Genomic DNA, 16,644 nt, shown 5'->3' with positions numbered 1-16,644 from the left:
AAAAAGTTCAACTCATTTTGACATTCGCGCCTGTGCGCATTAAGATGGAACTCTGAAAGCATTTATTAGAATTGAATGACATGAAATCGATGACAGGGATAAGTAGGCCAAGAGAATCCTCTTCAGAAAGCCGGTGGTTGATGTGAACCGGTGTGAGCTCTTTACCGAATGGACCCTTGAGTGTAGGTTTGAACAGGTTAAGCCAGAGATGGGCTTGCCTCACTAGAGTCTGCCGTATAATCCACGTTACGGAACAATGAAGGCATTTCATCGGCTTGACTTGATTCAGAGTCAGGAGCAATCGAAGAAATGCGAATAAGGGTGGCACCACGGTCTCACGTCCCTTGCGGATGTGGGGTCTTTTTGCGTTCGCAGAGAATAGCAGGAGTTTATATATATAATCAGGGAGGCGTTATGGGTAATGAAAACAGTACTTTCAGGTATTCAGCCAAGCGGTAAGCTCACATTGGGCAACTATATTGGTGCAATCAAAAATTTTGTAAAACTCCAGCATGACTATCAATGTCATTTCATGGTAGTTGATCTTCATGCCATCACCGTGGCTCAGGAGCCAGCAGCATTGCGTGAACAGTCAGAAGCAGTAGCTGCACTGTTTATTGCAGCAGGTATTGATCCGTCGAAATCTAACGTATTTTTGCAATCCCATGTACCGCAGCACGCAGAATTGGGCTGGTTGATGACAACGCTGACCTCCATGGGTGAGCTTGAACGGATGACTCAGTTTAAGGATAAATCATCCGGTAAAGATTCCGTTGGTGCGGGACTGTTCGTGTATCCATCATTAATGGCGGCTGATATTTTGTTATACAATGCTGACCTTGTGCCAGTAGGTGAGGACCAGAAGCAGCATCTGGAACTGACACGTGATCTGGCAGGACGTTTTAATCACCGTTATGGAGAGTACTTCACCATTCCAGATCCGTATATTCCGCAGGTGGGTGCTCGGGTCATGTCACTTGATGATGCCTCTTCAAAGATGAGCAAAAGTAACCCTAATGCTGGCAGCTATATTGCCCTGCTGGATCCGCCGGATGTGATTCGCAAAAAAATCAGTCGTGCCACTACAGATTCGGGACGTGAAGTCGTATATGATCCGGCAAACAAACCGGAAGTCAGCAATCTAATGAGCATCTACGCTGAATGTGCAGGTATGACGCTTAAAGAAGTGGCTGAGCGTTATGAAGGCAAGATGTATGGTCCGTTCAAAAAGGAACTGGCTGAAGTGGTTGTATCTGTGATTGAACCGCTACAACAACGTTATAATGAGATTCGTGAATCTGGCGAATTGGCGGATGTTCTGGATACGTCAGCCCGTCGTGCAGAAGAAGTTGCTGCTCAAACGTTGGATGCAGTGAAAGAACGTATGGGATTTGTTCCAAGACATAAACAGTAGTCCTGAACAAGACCTTCATATTTCACGCAATGAATAGTTAACATGAATAAAGAGGAGCCCTATTGAAGGACTCCTCTTTATTTTTGTGCGTTCATTATTGAACTTTATTGAACTATCAAATGACCTGCTCACGAAGTGGGCTCTGAAGCTGAAGCAGCCGATTGAACTTCCTGACGTTCTTTTTTGGCACGAATCACAAATCCCCAGCCAATGTTGGCGATGGACAGGACAAACAGTAGTGCAGCAAACCAACCGGAGTAGGAGATCATAATTGCTGAAACCGTTAACAAGATAATCGAAGAGAATGCGAACCATAAGGATAAGCCTTTACTCATTGGGAAAAACCTCCATCTACAAATTTAGTGAAATTCCGTATAACCTGAAGCCTACGAGCCATAATAATCTTGCAAGCTTGCAATACATTACAGACACAGATTGAAAGGAGATTATAAATTATGGCTCAAGGATCTCGTTCTTCAAACAACTTGGTGGTACCTCAAGCGACTGCAGCACTGCAACAATTGAAAATGGAGGCTGCACAGGAACTGGGTGTAACTATCCCACAAGACGGTTACTACGGTAACTACACTTCCCGTGAAACAGGATCTTTGGGTGGATATATCACCAAACGTCTGGTACAAATCGCTGAGCAGTCTCTGGCTGGGTCTGGCAAATAATTTATTTTAACCAACAGCAACAAAACAGGATAAACAGAAAGCCCGGGGCGGAAACGCACCGGGCTTTCTCGCGTATCAGTTCCTAAGTTTGATTGTGCCTTGCCATGCTCACTTCGTCAAGGGCGTGCAGATAAAAGTTTTTTATCCATCTTCTCATCGCTTAACCAGCCTACATACGTATCAATCGTTTCAAAATTCCGATCCATCACAATCACAGCGACAAATGGATATTGTTTCCGGTGTCGATAACGTACATCTGCCCACCGGACCTTGTAACCGGCAGGCAGTTCTTCAACCTCTGCCACCGCATAGGAGGTGAAATAGAGGAAGGCACTGACTTCCGGTGATTTGCGTGAAGCAGCAACGGCCGCATGAGTAGAAGAAGAGGCGTGCAGACTCCATGCCAGATTAGAACCATCCATTTTACCGATCACATAACTGCCGTCCTCAACTCGTTTAACCACATGCCAGCGGTTCCAGGATATCGTTGGAATGACGATGTATCTTGCCTGCTCTGGGCTGTTGTCGAGACGTCTGACTTTTCTGACTGCTTGTGCACGAGCAATCGTTCGCCATATATAATATAAAGCGGTCAAACTATACAACGTAACGAAGAGTGGTGCAGGGGCGATCAGATCAAAGGCCCATAACAGAATAGCTATGACATGTGTAGTGAATAGAAACGGATCAAAAATATGAATGATGTTCCAGGCGATCCAGCGTTCCGTAAAAGGCCGGGCGGCTTGGGTTCCGTAGGTGTTGAACAGATCGGTGAATACGTGAAAGCCTACGGCCACAGCGGTCCAGGTGGCAACGTGTCCAATAGGGACATCAGGGAATATCAGTGCAATGACGCCGGTGATGAGCAAAACCCATAACAGGAGAAATGGCAGAGAGTGTGACAAGCCCCGATGATTCCGGATGTAAAGCGAATTGCTTTTGAGACGTAAAGCAGTATCAATGTCAGGGGCCTGGGAACCGGCGATCGTGCCAATCATTACCGCAGCTGCAAGCATGGGACTCGCTGCGACGACAGGATCGACATAAGCCAGACCGGCTAGACCAATCCCCATGACAAAATGTGTAGAGGTATCCATAAACGTCTCCTTTGTGTGGTGTATCGTTCTAAGGCATATTACTTCTCTATCTAGGTGATACCCATATATAGTGTATAATATCCGTCTGTCAGGATGCAAAACATCCCTAATTTCAAATTTATGACAATAAACTGTATTATACCCAATAAATGTACGTAGTTTGTCAAACTATTTTGGTGTTTCCTATGATAAACTTTATATCGGATACTGAGAGAAGTTGCATCAGAGAATACGCGGTCGGATATGTTACATAAATATTTATGGGCATTGTTCCTTTTAACCGTTACAATAATATAGAATCTCATAAAAAGTAGGTTTCTTTGAATACATATGTCACAGTAGATGGATGAAGCGAAACAAACGTGATTTTGGGTTCACATATGTATGCGTATTCATAAGAGAAGATACAGAAGGGACGAGGAAGATGCTGAAAAAGTACAAATGGACATGGATGCTGCTCGGGCTCGCACTGATAATGGCTGTGTATCTGATGTGGGGCACCGTATTTGCCAGTAAGGAAAAATTACCCGAGATTCGTGAAATCCAATCCTTTTCTATGGAAAATGTAGATGGCAGTACGGTATCACTGGAGGATACGCAAGGGAAAGTCCGATTGTTCTACTTTTATTTCACCAGTTGTCCGGATGTCTGCCCGATTACGACCTTTACGTTATCCCAGGTGCAGGATCTGTTGAAAGAGGACGACACCTTTGGTAAAGATGTCTCATTTGTATCTATTTCATTCGACCCCAAAGTCGATACAAGAGAGAAGATTAAGACGTTTGCAGACCGTTTTCACGCGGATTATTCCGGATGGTACTTCTTGCGAGGGGATATGGACAAAACCAAACAGTTGGCCAGGGAATCATTCCAGATCCTGATCGATGGGGAGAGTAAGGATGATTTTGCCCATATGAACATGATTGGTCTGGTGGATGAGAACAACCAGCTGCGCAAGGTATATAATGCGTTTAATACAGAGGACGTTGTGCCAGCTGTCATTGCTGAGGATATTCGCAATCTGATTAAGGAATAATCATCTGATACTCATATTGTAAAGGCTGCCTTCAGGTTGGATATCAACCCAAAGGCAGCCTTTTGGTATTTCATTTTAAAAGGAAGGATGTTCAGGGTATTGGATGTATGTCTCTAACCCGGCTTTCTCCAGCTGGGCAATGATATACTCATCAGGTGTTCCTTCCACACCCGCATATCCTCGTCGTGTATACATCTGTACTGCATCCGGGAAAGCATCCCGAAGTACACCTCTAATTTTTTTGCCGGAACTGTCATTATCCATAAATAAAAAGACTTCATCGTAACCGACTTGCTTGCGCAGGGTCTCCAGCTTGAGGGAATTAAGTGTTCCAAACGTACATAGAATGTTGATTTCGGGTCCAACCAAACGTTTCAGTTTGCTTCGGTCATTCTTACCTTCCACAATGACATGAATAGGCATGATATTCACCTCTTGTTCGAGAGCTTATGTCGACATTCCCCGGGAAATGTTGCAGCGAAAATCGACTGATTATATAAAATGGACTCCTTTCTTTACGCGTTTGCTAACTGGAGAGAACAACCCATCAAGACAATTCTCTGAAATCTTATCTCATGTGCATCATTAGGTCAGTAATAGCTTGCAGTGGCCGTTCCGGTTACGGATCGTTCTTCCGATCGCTGTTGTCTCCATATATTTCTGATTTGCTTTTATAAAGTTAATATTTGGAGACAAAGGCGAACGCTACCGCTTCTTCAAAATCGATTCCGTCCCCTTCACTACTTTTGGCTAATTGTTCAACCTTAATGATCTTCAATAAGATAAAACCTTCGGTGATTGTAAAAGATAGATTTCCCAGTTAGCTTTTATCAACGTGTAAAACGTTAGTCCATTTTATATAGTTTAGCTGTAAATGGGGGAATGATGCAAAGCTAATGAAAATACAGGCCTAGTTGCTGTTATAACGGTAGGGAAGAAGAGATTGATACAGGCCTAATTTAATATACTTTTCGGATCGGACAGGGGAGCTTCGCGTTTGGATGTATAGTATGGAAGCAGTAGTATACCAATCATTAACAAAAGAAACGCGATGAAATAGGGTGATAACCCGACACGAAGTTGCCCGGCTGTGATGGGGCCGATGAAAGAGCCGATGGAAGTGGCGATGGATTGCAGCGAGAAAATGCGGCCTAACCTGCTTCCTCCGCTCAGACGGATAAATAGGGTAGCCATAGCTGGAAAAATAATGCCTTTGGACATCCCGAGTACAAATAATACGGTAGACAACGGGATTTGCGGAATGGCGGCCATTACAAAAAAACACAAGGACATCAACAGCACACCCGCAACCAGACGCAGTTTGGGGGAATACCGGTTGAGAAATAACATGCTGAGGGTGAAGAGTGCCCCAATACTGATTATAGAGAACAGCAGTCCGGTAGACATGATGGACGATTGTCCTCCGCCCCGCAGGGGTAATTCGAAGAAGAGAATCCCTTGGGCACAGGCAATCACCAGAGGCAAGGCAAAGTATCGCCAGGACACCGGCAGGAATGCACTTGTGGCATCTGCTGGTGCAACGTCAGGTTTGGCAGGTTCCGTTACTCTCTCCTGCTGCTTGATGATGCCACGAGGCATCGTCATGAAAGCAATAACACCAGTGAGAATAAGCAGATAGCCCAAGCCTGAAAATGTAGCCGAGAATCCCATGGAACCTACAATGATCGCACCGGCTGCTGGTGATACCACAGATGCGAGGGTATGTACTACCCCGTGACCCGACATATACTTCCCTTGTTTAACCGGATCGCTGGATAACTGTGCAAGCAGGGCGAGACATGCAGGAGACAGGAAGGCCAGTACAAACCCGCTGATGGAACGCAGCGCCAGTAGTTGCCATGGTGTCTGGACATAGGCTTGCAGGAGCAGGATGAATCCTGCACCGAGCAGACTGAATACAATGTAGCGGCGACTGCCATGTTTATCGATTTGTGTTCCAGCAATCAGATTGCCAGGAAGATGTGTTAAGGAATAGATGCCCATCATCCAGCCAATGAAGGTAGGGGCGGCTCCCAGCGAGATGGCAAAAGGAGTCAGAATGGGATACTGGGCGTGCAAATCAAATACGGCAAGGAACAAAAACAGGTATAGCCAGATGGCCGTTTTCACATAAGCCCCTCCTTGTTAAGCGATGCATGTTCAAACTACAGGTCTTGAACGTGTTCCCCGTTCTCCCGGAAGAACCTCATGGTACTACTTGTACGCCCGGCGGGACGAACTTAGACCGTTTATTTTTAAGGGAGAGGGCTTAGCTGACAGCAGCTTCGGAAATCATGTATAATATTCGGGAGTGTTACGAATGAATTCTAATACGGAAGGTGTAGTCATGAACATAGAAGTAATCAAAGAGTTTGTGATGCAGAACTGGCTGGTGATCGTGGTTGCATTGATCATATTGTTCTTTGTTCTGAATGTGGTCAAAACCGTATTGAAATGGGCGATTGCCATCATCATTATTGCGGCTCTACTGATATACAGCGGCATCTCCATTGATCAGATCAAACAGACAGTAACAGAAGTACAATCCAGCACGATGGATACATTGAAGAAGGAAGCAACCAGCATGATGCTTAAGGAGGCTTCCAAAGCGAAATACGTCAAAGGACAGGATGGAGCGTTCACCATCACAAGTCCCAATGTGGAGATTAAAGGCAGAACTCAATCGGATAAAGTCGATGTGACCTTCCGCGGAATTTCACTTGGCGAATGGAAACTCGACAATGAAACGATACGTACGTTTGTCGAACAGGCACAGGAGAACAACAAAACAGCACCAGCATCGTAGTAAAGGGGGAATCGGTACGTGCTGCAGAATTGGCTGGACAGCCTGAAGGAATTGAATGGCATCACGATTATGCTGTTGCTGATTGTGGCTGCTTCATTATTGCAGGGTTGGTCCAGAGGGGCTTCGCGTTCAGCAGGCAGACTCTTTGGGTTCCTGATGGATGGCATTATGGCGGTCATTGGTATTCTGTTGTCGATCGGTTTAACGTTGTGGCTTGCGCCATATGTACAGCAGTGGCTGTCTGAGTATGCTTCAGCCATGCCTAACCGTGAGTTGAACCGGTGGGAACAGATGTATTATACGTTGGTTACGGCGATTGCAGATTTTCCGCTAATGCGGTTCGCTGTATTATTTGTACTTAGCTATGGACTCATCCGACTGATTCTTGGGTTTCTCTCATCATTTATTTTTAGCAGCAGGCAGGGGTCAGCTGAGGAAAGTGCGCCTAAAGGTATGTTTAGTCGGTTGACGGGTGCAGTCATTGGCACGATCATAGGCTCCGTCCGCGGAATGATTGTCATTGCGGTTTTGTTCATGATTGTCAGTCTTTACCCTGGAAGCATGTTCAGCCGATATGTGGAAGCATCTCCGATCTATATGCAAGGGGCCAAATCGGTTATCGAACCTTTGTCCGGCACGTTCATTAAGGACAAGCTACCCGTATTTACGCAGGCTGTGCAGAAGGAACTGGGCGGCATCCTGCAACGCAAATATGAAGTCATAGACCACAATATTCCGACGGACATTGAATCTGCAGCGAGTGAGATTGTCAAAGGCCAATCGACAGATGAAGCCAAAGCAAAAGCGCTATACGACTGGGTAGGTTCACGTATTCAGTATGACTATGGTAAAGTGGATGACTATGAGCAAAAGGGCATATGGCATGAACAGAATCCACAGAATACATTTGATACACGTAAAGGCGTATGTATTGATTATGCACGTCTCTATGCGGTAATGGCCCGTTCACAAGGACTTGAAGTCAAAGTGGTTACAGGACTTGGTTATAACGGTCAGGGAGGGTACGGTCCGCATGCGTGGAATGAGGTGTATTTGAGTGATTCCGAGAGCTGGGTTCCGCTTGACCCGACATGGGCGATCAGTGGAGACTGGTTTAATCCTCCGAATTTTGCCGACACCCATCTAAAGGATCAATCAGCTTAGCAATACAACGGACATGGGTCCGGAATATGACGACGTTGCCAGGTTATCATGCCGCGAAGAATCAGTTTGAGCGGTATGCATCAAGTCATGAAAGAGGTAGGATGGATGAAAAAACATTCCAATGAGAAGGATGAACTTACGGACAAACGGCGCTTCAGTTACCGAATGAACGTATTTTTCTTCGCTTCCTTTGTTATTTTTAGCGTTATTATTGTACGCTTGGCCTTTTTGCAATTCGTGGAGGGCCCTGAACTTAGTCAGGAAGAAGCAAGTAACATTACCAAGGATGTACCACTTCCTCCTGTGAGAGGCACGATCTATGATTCTACAGGTGAGGTGAAGTTGGCTTACTCCAAGCCCATTCAGTCTCTCTACCTGACACTGTATAAAAACTATGGGGATGTTGATGGGAAACCGAGTCCTAACATAGGGGAAGTGCAGGATATTGCAACTCGGTTGCATGATGTGTTTGAACAGTACAAGCTGAAGGATTCAGAGTCACTTACAGTGGAGAAAATTATTGAAGAGATGGACTTGAACTCCCGCAAAGCGAACGGTTTTATGCCGCGTCTGATCAAGAGTGATCTGTCCGAGGAAGAAGTTGCTTATTTCCTACAGCACAAGGACGAGTTCAAAGGTATTCAGATCGTCGAGGAGAGTGTACGATTCTATGATCCGGATACGGTAGCGGTTCAGACCATCGGTTATCTCAAGAAGTTCAGAAGTTCGAAGTCCTTGAACAAATACAAAGAGGTGGATGAGGCCAATAAAACGCAAACGGATCCGGGCCTGGTGTATACGGAGAATGAATTTGTAGGTTTTGATGGACTGGAGTTGCAATATCAGGATGCACTCCGCGGCAAAAGCGGATATACATCCGTTGATGTTGATTTGCGTAATTTGCCTGAAGGTGTAGCAGGTTCTACCCCGCCGCAGAAAGGTTACGACCTGATTTCCAGCATTAACAAGAACGTTCAGGTGAAAACAGAACAGGCTATTACAGACCAGCTGAGCTGGCTCCATCGGAATCCGGTATCCGGTAAATTGCATCCAAATGCGAAGACGGGATATGCCGTGGCGATGGAAGTGGATTCGGGAAAAATTGTAGCAGCTGCCAGTATGCCTGATTACGACACCAATGTGTGGAAAACAGGCGGTGTAAGTACAGAAGATTATGAAAAAATAAAATATATTTATCAGAATGGTACGATTCGGGGCTTCCCGCCGGATGACTCTGGTAAACGGGCGGAATCTGTTGTGTTGCTCGGTTCAACGATCAAACCACTTAGTGTATTGATCGGTTTGAAAGAAGGTTTCTTCACTACAAATACCGTATATTCGGATAGAGGTTCAACGACCTTTGGTGGAGACAATCGCAGAGTGCAGAACTCATCAGGGCATGTGTATGGTGCAATGTATCCTCGTGATGCGATTCGTCATTCCTCAAACGTGTTTATGATCGACGAGATCGGGAAGAAACTGTATTCGAAGTATGGTGCAGAGGGTGTTGACGTATGGGATAAATATATGGAGCAATTCGGTCTTGGTGTATCTACAGAGGTAGATTTGCCTAATGAGCGGCCTGGTCTCAAAGAATACATGGAAAGCTCCGAGAGTTCCTTGACCAAGTTGGTATATGCCTCCTTTGGTCAGCAAGGAAAATATACAACTATGCAGTTAGCACAGTACACCACAATGCTTGCGAACAAAGGAAAACGGATGGAACCACAACTGGTTAACGAGTTCCGGGATTCGGAAGGCAACGTGGTCAAGAAAGTAAAACCGAAGGTACTGAGCACGGTGGAGTTTAACGACGCCTACTGGAACGAAGTGCAACGAGGCATGGCTACCGAAGTTTCGGCATTTAGCGGCTTCCCTTATGATTTCGCCAGAAAAACAGGAACATCGACGCAACTCGTCGGCGGTAAACTGGTGGATAACGGGGTGTTTATCGCCTATGCCCCACGTAATAATCCAAAGCTTGCTGTCGCTGTAGTTATCCCCGAAGGGGGCTTTGGATCAAGCAGTGCGGCTCCGGTTGCACGTGCGATCTTCGATGCCTATGACGAGGAATTCGGTCTCGACGGTGTACCGAAAAAGGACAAAAATAAAGAATCAGATTCGGAATCAGGCACACAGTGATGTGAGGCATTGGTTACAGAGGGGACCCTCCGTGGGTCCTCTTTTTTGTTTTTACGCGGAGAATGGATCGTAAGAGTGAACTAATTAGTTGCATTAATATGTAACCATATGAGCTGTTCCACGTTTATATAAGGGAAGGGTAAACGCGATCCGGAGAACGGGATAACGTTGATATGTCAGTGTTTACATTGAAATCCGTAGATTGGGTAGTGTAACGGTTCTGTTTACGAAAATGTAACCAAATATTGAAAGACGTGACAGCTAACCTTTGGTAGACTTGTATGAGAAAGGATTAAATATGGATTGAACACGTTCACAAGACGGATTAAATATTTTATTTTTATAGAGGAACGGGAGAGGCTTAAAACATGTTTAACCGATTGAGGAAGAAACCCATGACTGAGGAAGATACACCCGTCAACAAGCCTTCCACCGCAAGGCTGAATCTGTTTTTTTTCGCGGCATTTGTCATATTCAGTATCCTTATTTTCAGGTTGGCCTTTGTGCAATTTGTGGAGGGTCCTGAACTGACGTATATGGAAACGAGTCGTAATACCAAAGACATTCCACTCGCACCTGTTCGTGGTCCCATCTATGATGCGACAGGGGAAGTCGCGCTGGCTTATTCCGAACCTGTACAGTCCCTGTATGTGTTGTTGTACGAGGATTATCGGAATGATGAACGTAGACAGGAAGCAGAGGAGCTGGCTCATGATTTGGCGGCTGTGTTTAAGCAGTTTAATCCAGGGGACAAAGAGCAGCCGGACGCGGAAGAGATCATCAAACGATTGGATCTGGATTACCAGAAAACGTTCGGGTATGTGCCAAGATTGGTGAAGTCGGATCTATCGACTAAAGAAATTGCCTTTTTTATGGAGAAAAAAGCAGAATATCCAGGTGTTATGGTGCTGGAAGAAAACATAAGAAAATATGACCCGGATGGCGTAGCGGTTCAGGTTGTCGGTTACACAAGAGAGTTCAAACGAGCACCAGATTCCATTGCCAAATATAAGGCAATCCGCGAGGGGGCAAGTACCCAGCGTGATCCTGGTCTTGTGTACCATGAAGAAGAGAAGGTTGGCTTCGATGGGCTGGAGCTTCAATATCAGGAAGAACTCCGTGGACGAAGCGGATATCAGTCCATTGATATTGACGCACGTAATCTGCCAGATGGGACGATGTTACAAACACCACCGGAGAAAGGCTACAGTCTGGTTTCCACCATTAACAAGGAAATTCAGATGGCTGCACAAGAGGCGATAACGGACGAATTGCGCAGACTTCCCAAGGCAATTACCGGATACGCAGTAGCCATGGAAGTGGATACGGGGAATGTGGTAGCTATGGCAAGTATGCCAGATTATGATCCGAACGATTGGGATTATGACAAAATCAAATATGTATTCCGGAACGGAACCACTGAATCGTTCCCACCGAATGATGCCAAGCCTAGTCGGGCGGAATCCGTTGTACTCCTTGGATCAGTAATCAAGCCGCTAAGTGTGCTTATTGGATTAAAAGAGGGATTATTTACAGCAGGAGAGACCTATCATGATCAGGGATATGCGGTTTTGGGGAAAGACGGGCGACAAGTGAAGAACTCGCATTCTGCGTATAATGGTTCTATTACGGCGAGAAGAGCGATTGAGAAATCCTCCAATGCCTTCATGATTGATATGGTGGGTAAACGTTTGTTACGTAATTATGGCTCAGAGAAAGGCATCGATGTCTGGCACAAACACATGCAGGAATTTGGCTTGGGTGTGTCTACGGGAGTAGATTTACCAAGTGAATACCTGGGTACACTGGAATATAAAAAGGATCATGAATCAGCTCTAACACGTTTGGCATTTGCCTCCTTTGGACAACAAGCCAAGTACACCACGATGCAACTCGCCCAATATACCACGATGCTTGCGAATAAGGGTAAACGGATGGAACCACATCTGGTGAAGGAAATTCGTGACGCGGACGGTAATGTGGTGAAAGAGATCAAACCTAAGGTGCTCAATGAAGTTGATTTTGCCGATGCGCACTGGAATGAAGTGCACAAAGGTATGGTTACCAAAGTAAGTTCATTTGACGGTTTCCCATACGATTATGCACGGAAAACAGGAACATCAGAGCAGGGGACCGGACCGAACAAAAAAGAGAATGGTGTATTTATTGCCTTTGCACCACGAGATAATCCGAAGCTTGCTGTAGCTGTTGTTGTACCGGAAGGTGGATTCGGGTCAGTCAGTGCTTCACCGATTGCACGGAAAATTTTCGATGCATATGATGAAGTGTATGGTCTCGATGGAACGCCGAAAGGTAAGAAAGACGAAGGAAAAGACAAAGAGTAATGCAAAAGAACCTCGCGGAAGTTAGCTCTTTTAACATCGTGACCGAAAGGTTTATGAAGTGAATTAAATATATTTGGACAGGCAGGGGAAATAATCCCTTGCCTTTTTTTTTGGCTTCGGATAAAATTTGCACAAGGGAAACATTATTAGTCTTGATTAAAATTTAATACCTTGTACAACAAAATTAGATGTAGACAAGTATTTTAGGAGAGGGAAAGGGGACGATTGAATTGTTAATGGTGAAAATGAGGAGTATTCAGAGGGGGGTCATTACGCTAGCGGCTCTGGTTCTGGTTATTGTACTTACGGCATGTTCCAGTGATGCAGAGACGAGCAGTGGTGGCAAGTTACAAGTAACCGCTACAACGGGAATGATCGCTGATGTAGCACGTGAGGTAGGCGGGGTATATGTTGATGTTACCGGGCTAATGGGCCCGGGAGTTGATCCCCACTTGTACAAGGCATCCCAAGGTGATATTCGCAAGCTGGAACAAGCAAAAGTCATTTTCTATAATGGACTGCATCTTGAAGGCAAAATGACAGACATTTTGGAGAAAATGTCCTCAAGCAAGCTGGTTACTGCTGTTACAGAGACTATTCCAGTCGAGGAGTTACACTCAGGCAAAGATACAGGCGGCACCGAATATGATCCACACGTCTGGTTTAACGTCAGCCACTGGATGCATGCGGCAGAAGCCGTACGCGATACGCTCGTGGAGGCGGACCCGGGCCATGCGGAAGAGTACAAGGCTCAGGCAGAGGCGTATCTGGCGAAGCTCGAAGCACTGGATGCCGAGGTGCGTGAGAAGATTCTGGAGATTCCGGAAGCAAGCCGGGTATTGGTTACGGCGCATGATGCATTTGGATATTTCGGTCAGGCTTATGGCATGAAAGTGATGGGGCTTCAGGGCATCAGTACAGCAGCCGAATATGGTGCAAAAGATGTTAGCGAACTGCGGGATTATCTCGTGGATAACCATATCAAAGCAGTATTTGTTGAATCGAGTGTACCTGCAAAAGCGATGGAAGCCATCATTGCCGGAGCAGCTCAAAAAGGCCATACGGTCAGCATTGGTGGAGAACTGTTCTCGGATGCCATGGGGGCTGAGGGAACGGAAGAAGGCACATACATCGGTATGATTCGCCACAATGTTGAGACGATTGTAGAAGCCCTGAAATAATGAATCACATGAAGAGAGGAGTTACAGGATTATGGAAGATACAACTTTATTGGAACAAACTCCTAAGAAACTGAACAATAGTCACTTGCAGGGAACGCAGCCAACATCGGCTCCTCTCAGTGTGAGGGATCTGGCCGTTGCGTATCACAAAAAGCCGGTGCTTAGCAGCGTATCCTTCGATATTCCGGAAGGACAGCTCATCGGAATTCTCGGACCAAATGGTGCAGGGAAATCAACACTGATCAAAGCGGTTCTGGGACTGGTACCGAAGATGCATGGTGAGGTACGGATCTTCGGACAATCGTACAGGGAGCAACGTCGCCGCATCGGTTATGTGCCCCAACGGGAATCGGTGGACTGGGATTTCCCTACACATGCGCTCGATGTGGTGATGATGGGACGGTATGGTCATCTGGGCTGGTTCCGTCGTCCGGGGAAAAAGGAGCGGGACTTGGCGGCACACTGCCTGGAGCAAGTAGGCATGGGCGACTACATGTACCGCCAGATCAGTCAGCTGTCCGGTGGACAGCAGCAGCGTGTCTTTCTGGCACGGGCACTGGTGCAGGACGCAGATCTTTATTTCATGGATGAGCCGTTTGCAGGTGTGGATGCTACAACGGAGAAAGCTATCATTTTACTTCTGGAACAGCTGAAGAAAGAAGGAAAGACGGTACTGGTCGTTCACCATGATCTGGCGACAGTCGAGGAATACTTCGACCATGTGCTGCTGCTCAATGGACGACTCGTGGCTGGCGGACCGACAAGCGAAGTATTTGTACCGGATACACTGCAAGAGACGTACGGAGGCCGGATTGCGATGATCGGAAGCCGGACGGAGAAAGGCCAGGTGTAGTGCATGTGGAACTGGATCATTGCCATCTTATCTGACCCCAATACACGTTGGATATTGCTTGGCTGTCTGTTGTTAGGATTCAGTAGCGGAATTATTGGCTCCTTCACCTTTCTTCGTAAACAGAGCCTGATGGGGGACACCCTTGCTCATGCTGCTCTGCCCGGAATCTGTATTGCGTTTATGTTAACGGAAACGAAGTCCGTAGGCTTATTTCTGTTCGGTGCTCTGGTGGCTGGCATTGTGGCTACATTTGGAATTTCGTGGATTACACGTTACTCCCGGATCAAGCAGGATGCGGCGATGGGGATCGTGCTGACCGTATTTTTCGGGGTTGGCGTAGTCATGCTTACGCGCATTCAGCATGGGGCGAGTGGAAGCCAAAGCGGACTCGATAAATATTTGTTTGGACAGGCGGCATCCATGGTCATGACGGATGTCTATGTCATGGGGGGGGTATGTCTCGTGTTACTGATTGCCTGTCTTGCCTGGTTCAAGGAATTTAAGCTGGTGAGTTTTGACCAGGGTTTTGCACGAGGCATGGGTCTGCCAGTTGCCATGCTGGAGCAGCTCATTCTGCTCTTGACGGTGATCGCGGTGGTTGCCGGGATTCAGGCGGTGGGTGTGGTGCTTGTCGCGGCCCTGCTGGTGACTCCGGCTGCAGCGGCACGCTGCTGGACCGACTCCCTTGCACTCATGGTATTATTGGCAGGCATATTTGGTGCATTGAGCGGAGCGACGGGTACCATCTTCAGCACGCTCGTGCCCAATCTGCCGACAGGACCTGTAACGGTTCTTGCGGCTACGGTGCTGTTTGCCGGATCAGCCTTGCTCGCCCCACGTCGTGGATTGTTAGCCCGACGGTTGCGTAGTATTCAGGCAAAGTCCGCATATATGCGTGAAGAGCGAGCTACACTCCAGACTCTCGCCGCACAGCGAAATCAGCAGGAACGGGGGGAAATGTAATGGCAACGTTTTGGATTATCTTGACGGCCGTTTTGGTATCTTCTGCTTGCGCCATTCTGGGTTGTTTTCTGATTCTGCGGCGAATGGCTCTGGTCGGTGATGCGATCAGCCATGCGGTTCTCCCCGGTATTGCGATTGCTTTCCTGTGGAGCGGTTCCAGAGATTCGTTATGGATGCTACTTGGTGCAACAGTGTTTGGATTACTGACGGTGTTCTTCATACAGAGTTTGCAGGCAGGTGGACTGTCGTCTGATGCCTCGATCGGAATTGTGTTCACAGCACTCTTCGCAGTAGGAGTCATTCTGATTAGTCTGAACGCCCAGCATATTGATTTGGATCTGGACTGTGTCTTGTTCGGAGAGATCGCTTATGTACAGTGGGATACGCTAACCCTTGGAGGTACCGATGTCGGTCCGAGGGCAGTCTGGATGCTGGGTATCACTTTGCTAGTCATCCTCGTCGTTATTGGGCTGTTCTACAAACAGTTCAAGCTGTGTGCCTTCGATCCGGCGCTGGCTGCGGCCTGCGGCATTCCAGTAGTGCTGTTCCACTATCTGCTCATGGGACTTGTTTCGATGACGTCCGTAGCTTCATTTGAAAGTGTTGGTTCGATTCTCGTGGTGGGCATGCTGATCGTACCAGCGGCGACGGCTTACCTGCTCACAGATCGTCTGGGCAAAATGATACTGTATGCCGTCCTGATCGGAGCAGCATCTTCGGTTGGAGGTTACATCATGGCATACGCCCTGGATGCTTCCATTGCGGGCTGCATGGTAGCTGTTGCTGGAATTCTGTTTGTTCTTGCACTGCTTCTGTCACCGAAACATGGCATCGTATTCCGTTACGTTCGTCGCAAATTCGCGGCACGTTAATTCATAGAGATTGTTAGCCGCCTGCTTTGCAGGCGGTTTTTTATGATTGGACTGTGAACGAAGAAAAATTCAATAGCAGCCCCTCCTGCTGGAG

Annotated in this window: 15 protein-coding genes and 1 other annotated feature; of the genes, 11 read left to right on the top strand and 4 right to left on the bottom strand. The window is 46.8% G+C overall.

The features are described from left to right. Positions 1-80 precede the first annotated feature (80 nt). Positions 81-348 (top strand) — a binding site (T-box leader). A gap of 73 nt (positions 349-421) precedes the next feature. Further along, the gene (gene trpS, locus MKZ13_RS25525) at positions 422-1,414 is read left to right on the top strand and encodes a tryptophan--tRNA ligase (protein WP_339179173.1); all 993 of its coding nucleotides are present in this window, start codon (positions 422-424) and stop codon (positions 1,412-1,414) included. Between the two features lie 128 nt (positions 1,415-1,542). On the opposite strand, the gene MKZ13_RS25520 is transcribed toward trpS, so the two are convergent. Then, positions 1,543-1,749, bottom strand: a complete 207-nt coding sequence (locus tag MKZ13_RS25520) for a hypothetical protein (RefSeq protein WP_076211019.1) — start codon at positions 1,747-1,749, stop codon at positions 1,543-1,545. Between the two features lie 120 nt (positions 1,750-1,869). Here MKZ13_RS25520 and MKZ13_RS25515 point away from each other — a divergent pair, with 120 nt between their 5' ends. After that, complete coding sequence (locus MKZ13_RS25515) at positions 1,870-2,091, top strand: alpha/beta-type small acid-soluble spore protein (protein WP_056702318.1); 222 nt, start codon at positions 1,870-1,872, stop codon at positions 2,089-2,091. Positions 2,092-2,207: 116 nt separating this feature from the next. Here MKZ13_RS25515 and MKZ13_RS25510 read toward each other — a convergent pair whose 3' ends face one another. Continuing rightward, the gene (locus tag MKZ13_RS25510; RefSeq protein ID WP_339179167.1) at positions 2,208-3,188 is read right to left on the bottom strand and encodes a metal-dependent hydrolase; all 981 of its coding nucleotides are present in this window, start codon (positions 3,186-3,188) and stop codon (positions 2,208-2,210) included. A 424-nt stretch (positions 3,189-3,612) separates the two neighbouring features. On the opposite strand from MKZ13_RS25510, the gene MKZ13_RS25505 reads away from it, so the two are divergent. Further along, positions 3,613-4,224 (top strand): SCO family protein, encoded by a 612-nt coding sequence (locus MKZ13_RS25505; RefSeq protein ID WP_339179165.1) that lies wholly within the window; start codon positions 3,613-3,615, stop codon positions 4,222-4,224. Positions 4,225-4,299: 75 nt separating this feature from the next. Here the strand turns inward: MKZ13_RS25505 and MKZ13_RS25500 are convergent, their stop codons facing one another. Then, positions 4,300-4,647, bottom strand: coding sequence for a toprim domain-containing protein (locus tag MKZ13_RS25500; protein WP_062837991.1), 348 nt, complete (start codon positions 4,645-4,647; stop codon positions 4,300-4,302). Between the two features lie 531 nt (positions 4,648-5,178). Further along, a complete protein-coding gene (locus MKZ13_RS25495) occupies positions 5,179-6,354 on the bottom strand; it encodes an MFS transporter (protein WP_339179162.1) in 1,176 nt (391 codons plus the stop codon). 190 nt (positions 6,355-6,544) lie between these two features. On the opposite strand from MKZ13_RS25495, the gene MKZ13_RS25490 reads away from it, so the two are divergent. The 8 genes from MKZ13_RS25490 to MKZ13_RS25455 all read left to right on the top strand — a co-directional run bounded on the left by MKZ13_RS25490 (position 6,545) and on the right by MKZ13_RS25455 (position 16,550). After that, positions 6,545-7,030, top strand: coding sequence for an ATPase (locus MKZ13_RS25490; RefSeq protein WP_339179161.1), 486 nt, complete (start codon positions 6,545-6,547; stop codon positions 7,028-7,030). An 18-nt stretch (positions 7,031-7,048) separates the two neighbouring features. After that, positions 7,049-8,194, top strand: coding sequence for a transglutaminase domain-containing protein (locus MKZ13_RS25485; RefSeq protein WP_221823598.1), 1,146 nt, complete (start codon positions 7,049-7,051; stop codon positions 8,192-8,194). 105 nt (positions 8,195-8,299) lie between these two features. Then, entirely contained in the window at positions 8,300-10,336 is a 2,037-nt protein-coding gene (locus MKZ13_RS25480; protein ID WP_221823595.1) for a penicillin-binding transpeptidase domain-containing protein, read from the top strand. Between the two features lie 395 nt (positions 10,337-10,731). Further along, positions 10,732-12,681, top strand: a complete 1,950-nt coding sequence (locus MKZ13_RS25475) for a penicillin-binding protein 2 (protein ID WP_179088519.1) — start codon at positions 10,732-10,734, stop codon at positions 12,679-12,681. Positions 12,682-12,917: 236 nt separating this feature from the next. Beyond that, on the top strand, positions 12,918-13,862 hold the full coding sequence (locus MKZ13_RS25470; protein WP_076211030.1) for a zinc ABC transporter substrate-binding protein: 945 nt from the start codon (positions 12,918-12,920) through the stop codon (positions 13,860-13,862). A 31-nt stretch (positions 13,863-13,893) separates the two neighbouring features. Further along, on the top strand, positions 13,894-14,715 hold the full coding sequence (locus tag MKZ13_RS25465) for a metal ABC transporter ATP-binding protein (RefSeq protein ID WP_260632921.1): 822 nt from the start codon (positions 13,894-13,896) through the stop codon (positions 14,713-14,715). Between the two features lie 3 nt (positions 14,716-14,718). Continuing rightward, positions 14,719-15,678: a metal ABC transporter permease gene (locus MKZ13_RS25460; RefSeq protein WP_221823592.1), complete on the top strand. Its 960-nt coding sequence runs from the start codon at positions 14,719-14,721 to the stop codon at positions 15,676-15,678. Next, positions 15,678-16,550, top strand: coding sequence for a metal ABC transporter permease (locus MKZ13_RS25455; RefSeq protein WP_221823591.1), 873 nt, complete (start codon positions 15,678-15,680; stop codon positions 16,548-16,550). The genes MKZ13_RS25460 and MKZ13_RS25455 overlap by 1 nt, the downstream gene beginning before the upstream one ends. Positions 16,551-16,644: the final 94 nt, after the last annotated feature.

The organism is Paenibacillus sp. FSL R5-0701 (assembly GCF_037973995.1).
Classification (GTDB): domain Bacteria; phylum Bacillota; class Bacilli; order Paenibacillales; family Paenibacillaceae; genus Paenibacillus.
The sequence above is the reverse complement of the archived record's forward strand: the minus strand, read 5'-3'. Positions and strand labels throughout refer to the sequence as shown.

Coding starts and splice junctions, on each gene's coding strand:
- trpS (WP_339179173.1), top strand. CDS start 422: ATGAAAACAGTACTTTCAGGTATTCAGCCAAGCGGTAAGCTCACATTG.
- MKZ13_RS25520 (WP_076211019.1), bottom strand. CDS start 1,749: ATGAGTAAAGGCTTATCCTTATGGTTCGCATTCTCTTCGATTATCTTG.
- MKZ13_RS25515 (WP_056702318.1), top strand. CDS start 1,870: ATGGCTCAAGGATCTCGTTCTTCAAACAACTTGGTGGTACCTCAAGCG.
- MKZ13_RS25510 (WP_339179167.1), bottom strand. CDS start 3,188: ATGGATACCTCTACACATTTTGTCATGGGGATTGGTCTAGCCGGTCTG.
- MKZ13_RS25505 (WP_339179165.1), top strand. CDS start 3,613: ATGCTGAAAAAGTACAAATGGACATGGATGCTGCTCGGGCTCGCACTG.
- MKZ13_RS25500 (WP_062837991.1), bottom strand. CDS start 4,647: ATGCCTATTCATGTCATTGTGGAAGGTAAGAATGACCGAAGCAAACTG.
- MKZ13_RS25490 (WP_339179161.1), top strand. CDS start 6,545: ATGAATTCTAATACGGAAGGTGTAGTCATGAACATAGAAGTAATCAAA.
- MKZ13_RS25480 (WP_221823595.1), top strand. CDS start 8,300: ATGAAAAAACATTCCAATGAGAAGGATGAACTTACGGACAAACGGCGC.
- MKZ13_RS25475 (WP_179088519.1), top strand. CDS start 10,732: ATGACTGAGGAAGATACACCCGTCAACAAGCCTTCCACCGCAAGGCTG.
- MKZ13_RS25470 (WP_076211030.1), top strand. CDS start 12,918: ATGGTGAAAATGAGGAGTATTCAGAGGGGGGTCATTACGCTAGCGGCT.
- MKZ13_RS25465 (WP_260632921.1), top strand. CDS start 13,894: ATGGAAGATACAACTTTATTGGAACAAACTCCTAAGAAACTGAACAAT.
- MKZ13_RS25460 (WP_221823592.1), top strand. CDS start 14,719: ATGTGGAACTGGATCATTGCCATCTTATCTGACCCCAATACACGTTGG.
- MKZ13_RS25455 (WP_221823591.1), top strand. CDS start 15,678: ATGGCAACGTTTTGGATTATCTTGACGGCCGTTTTGGTATCTTCTGCT.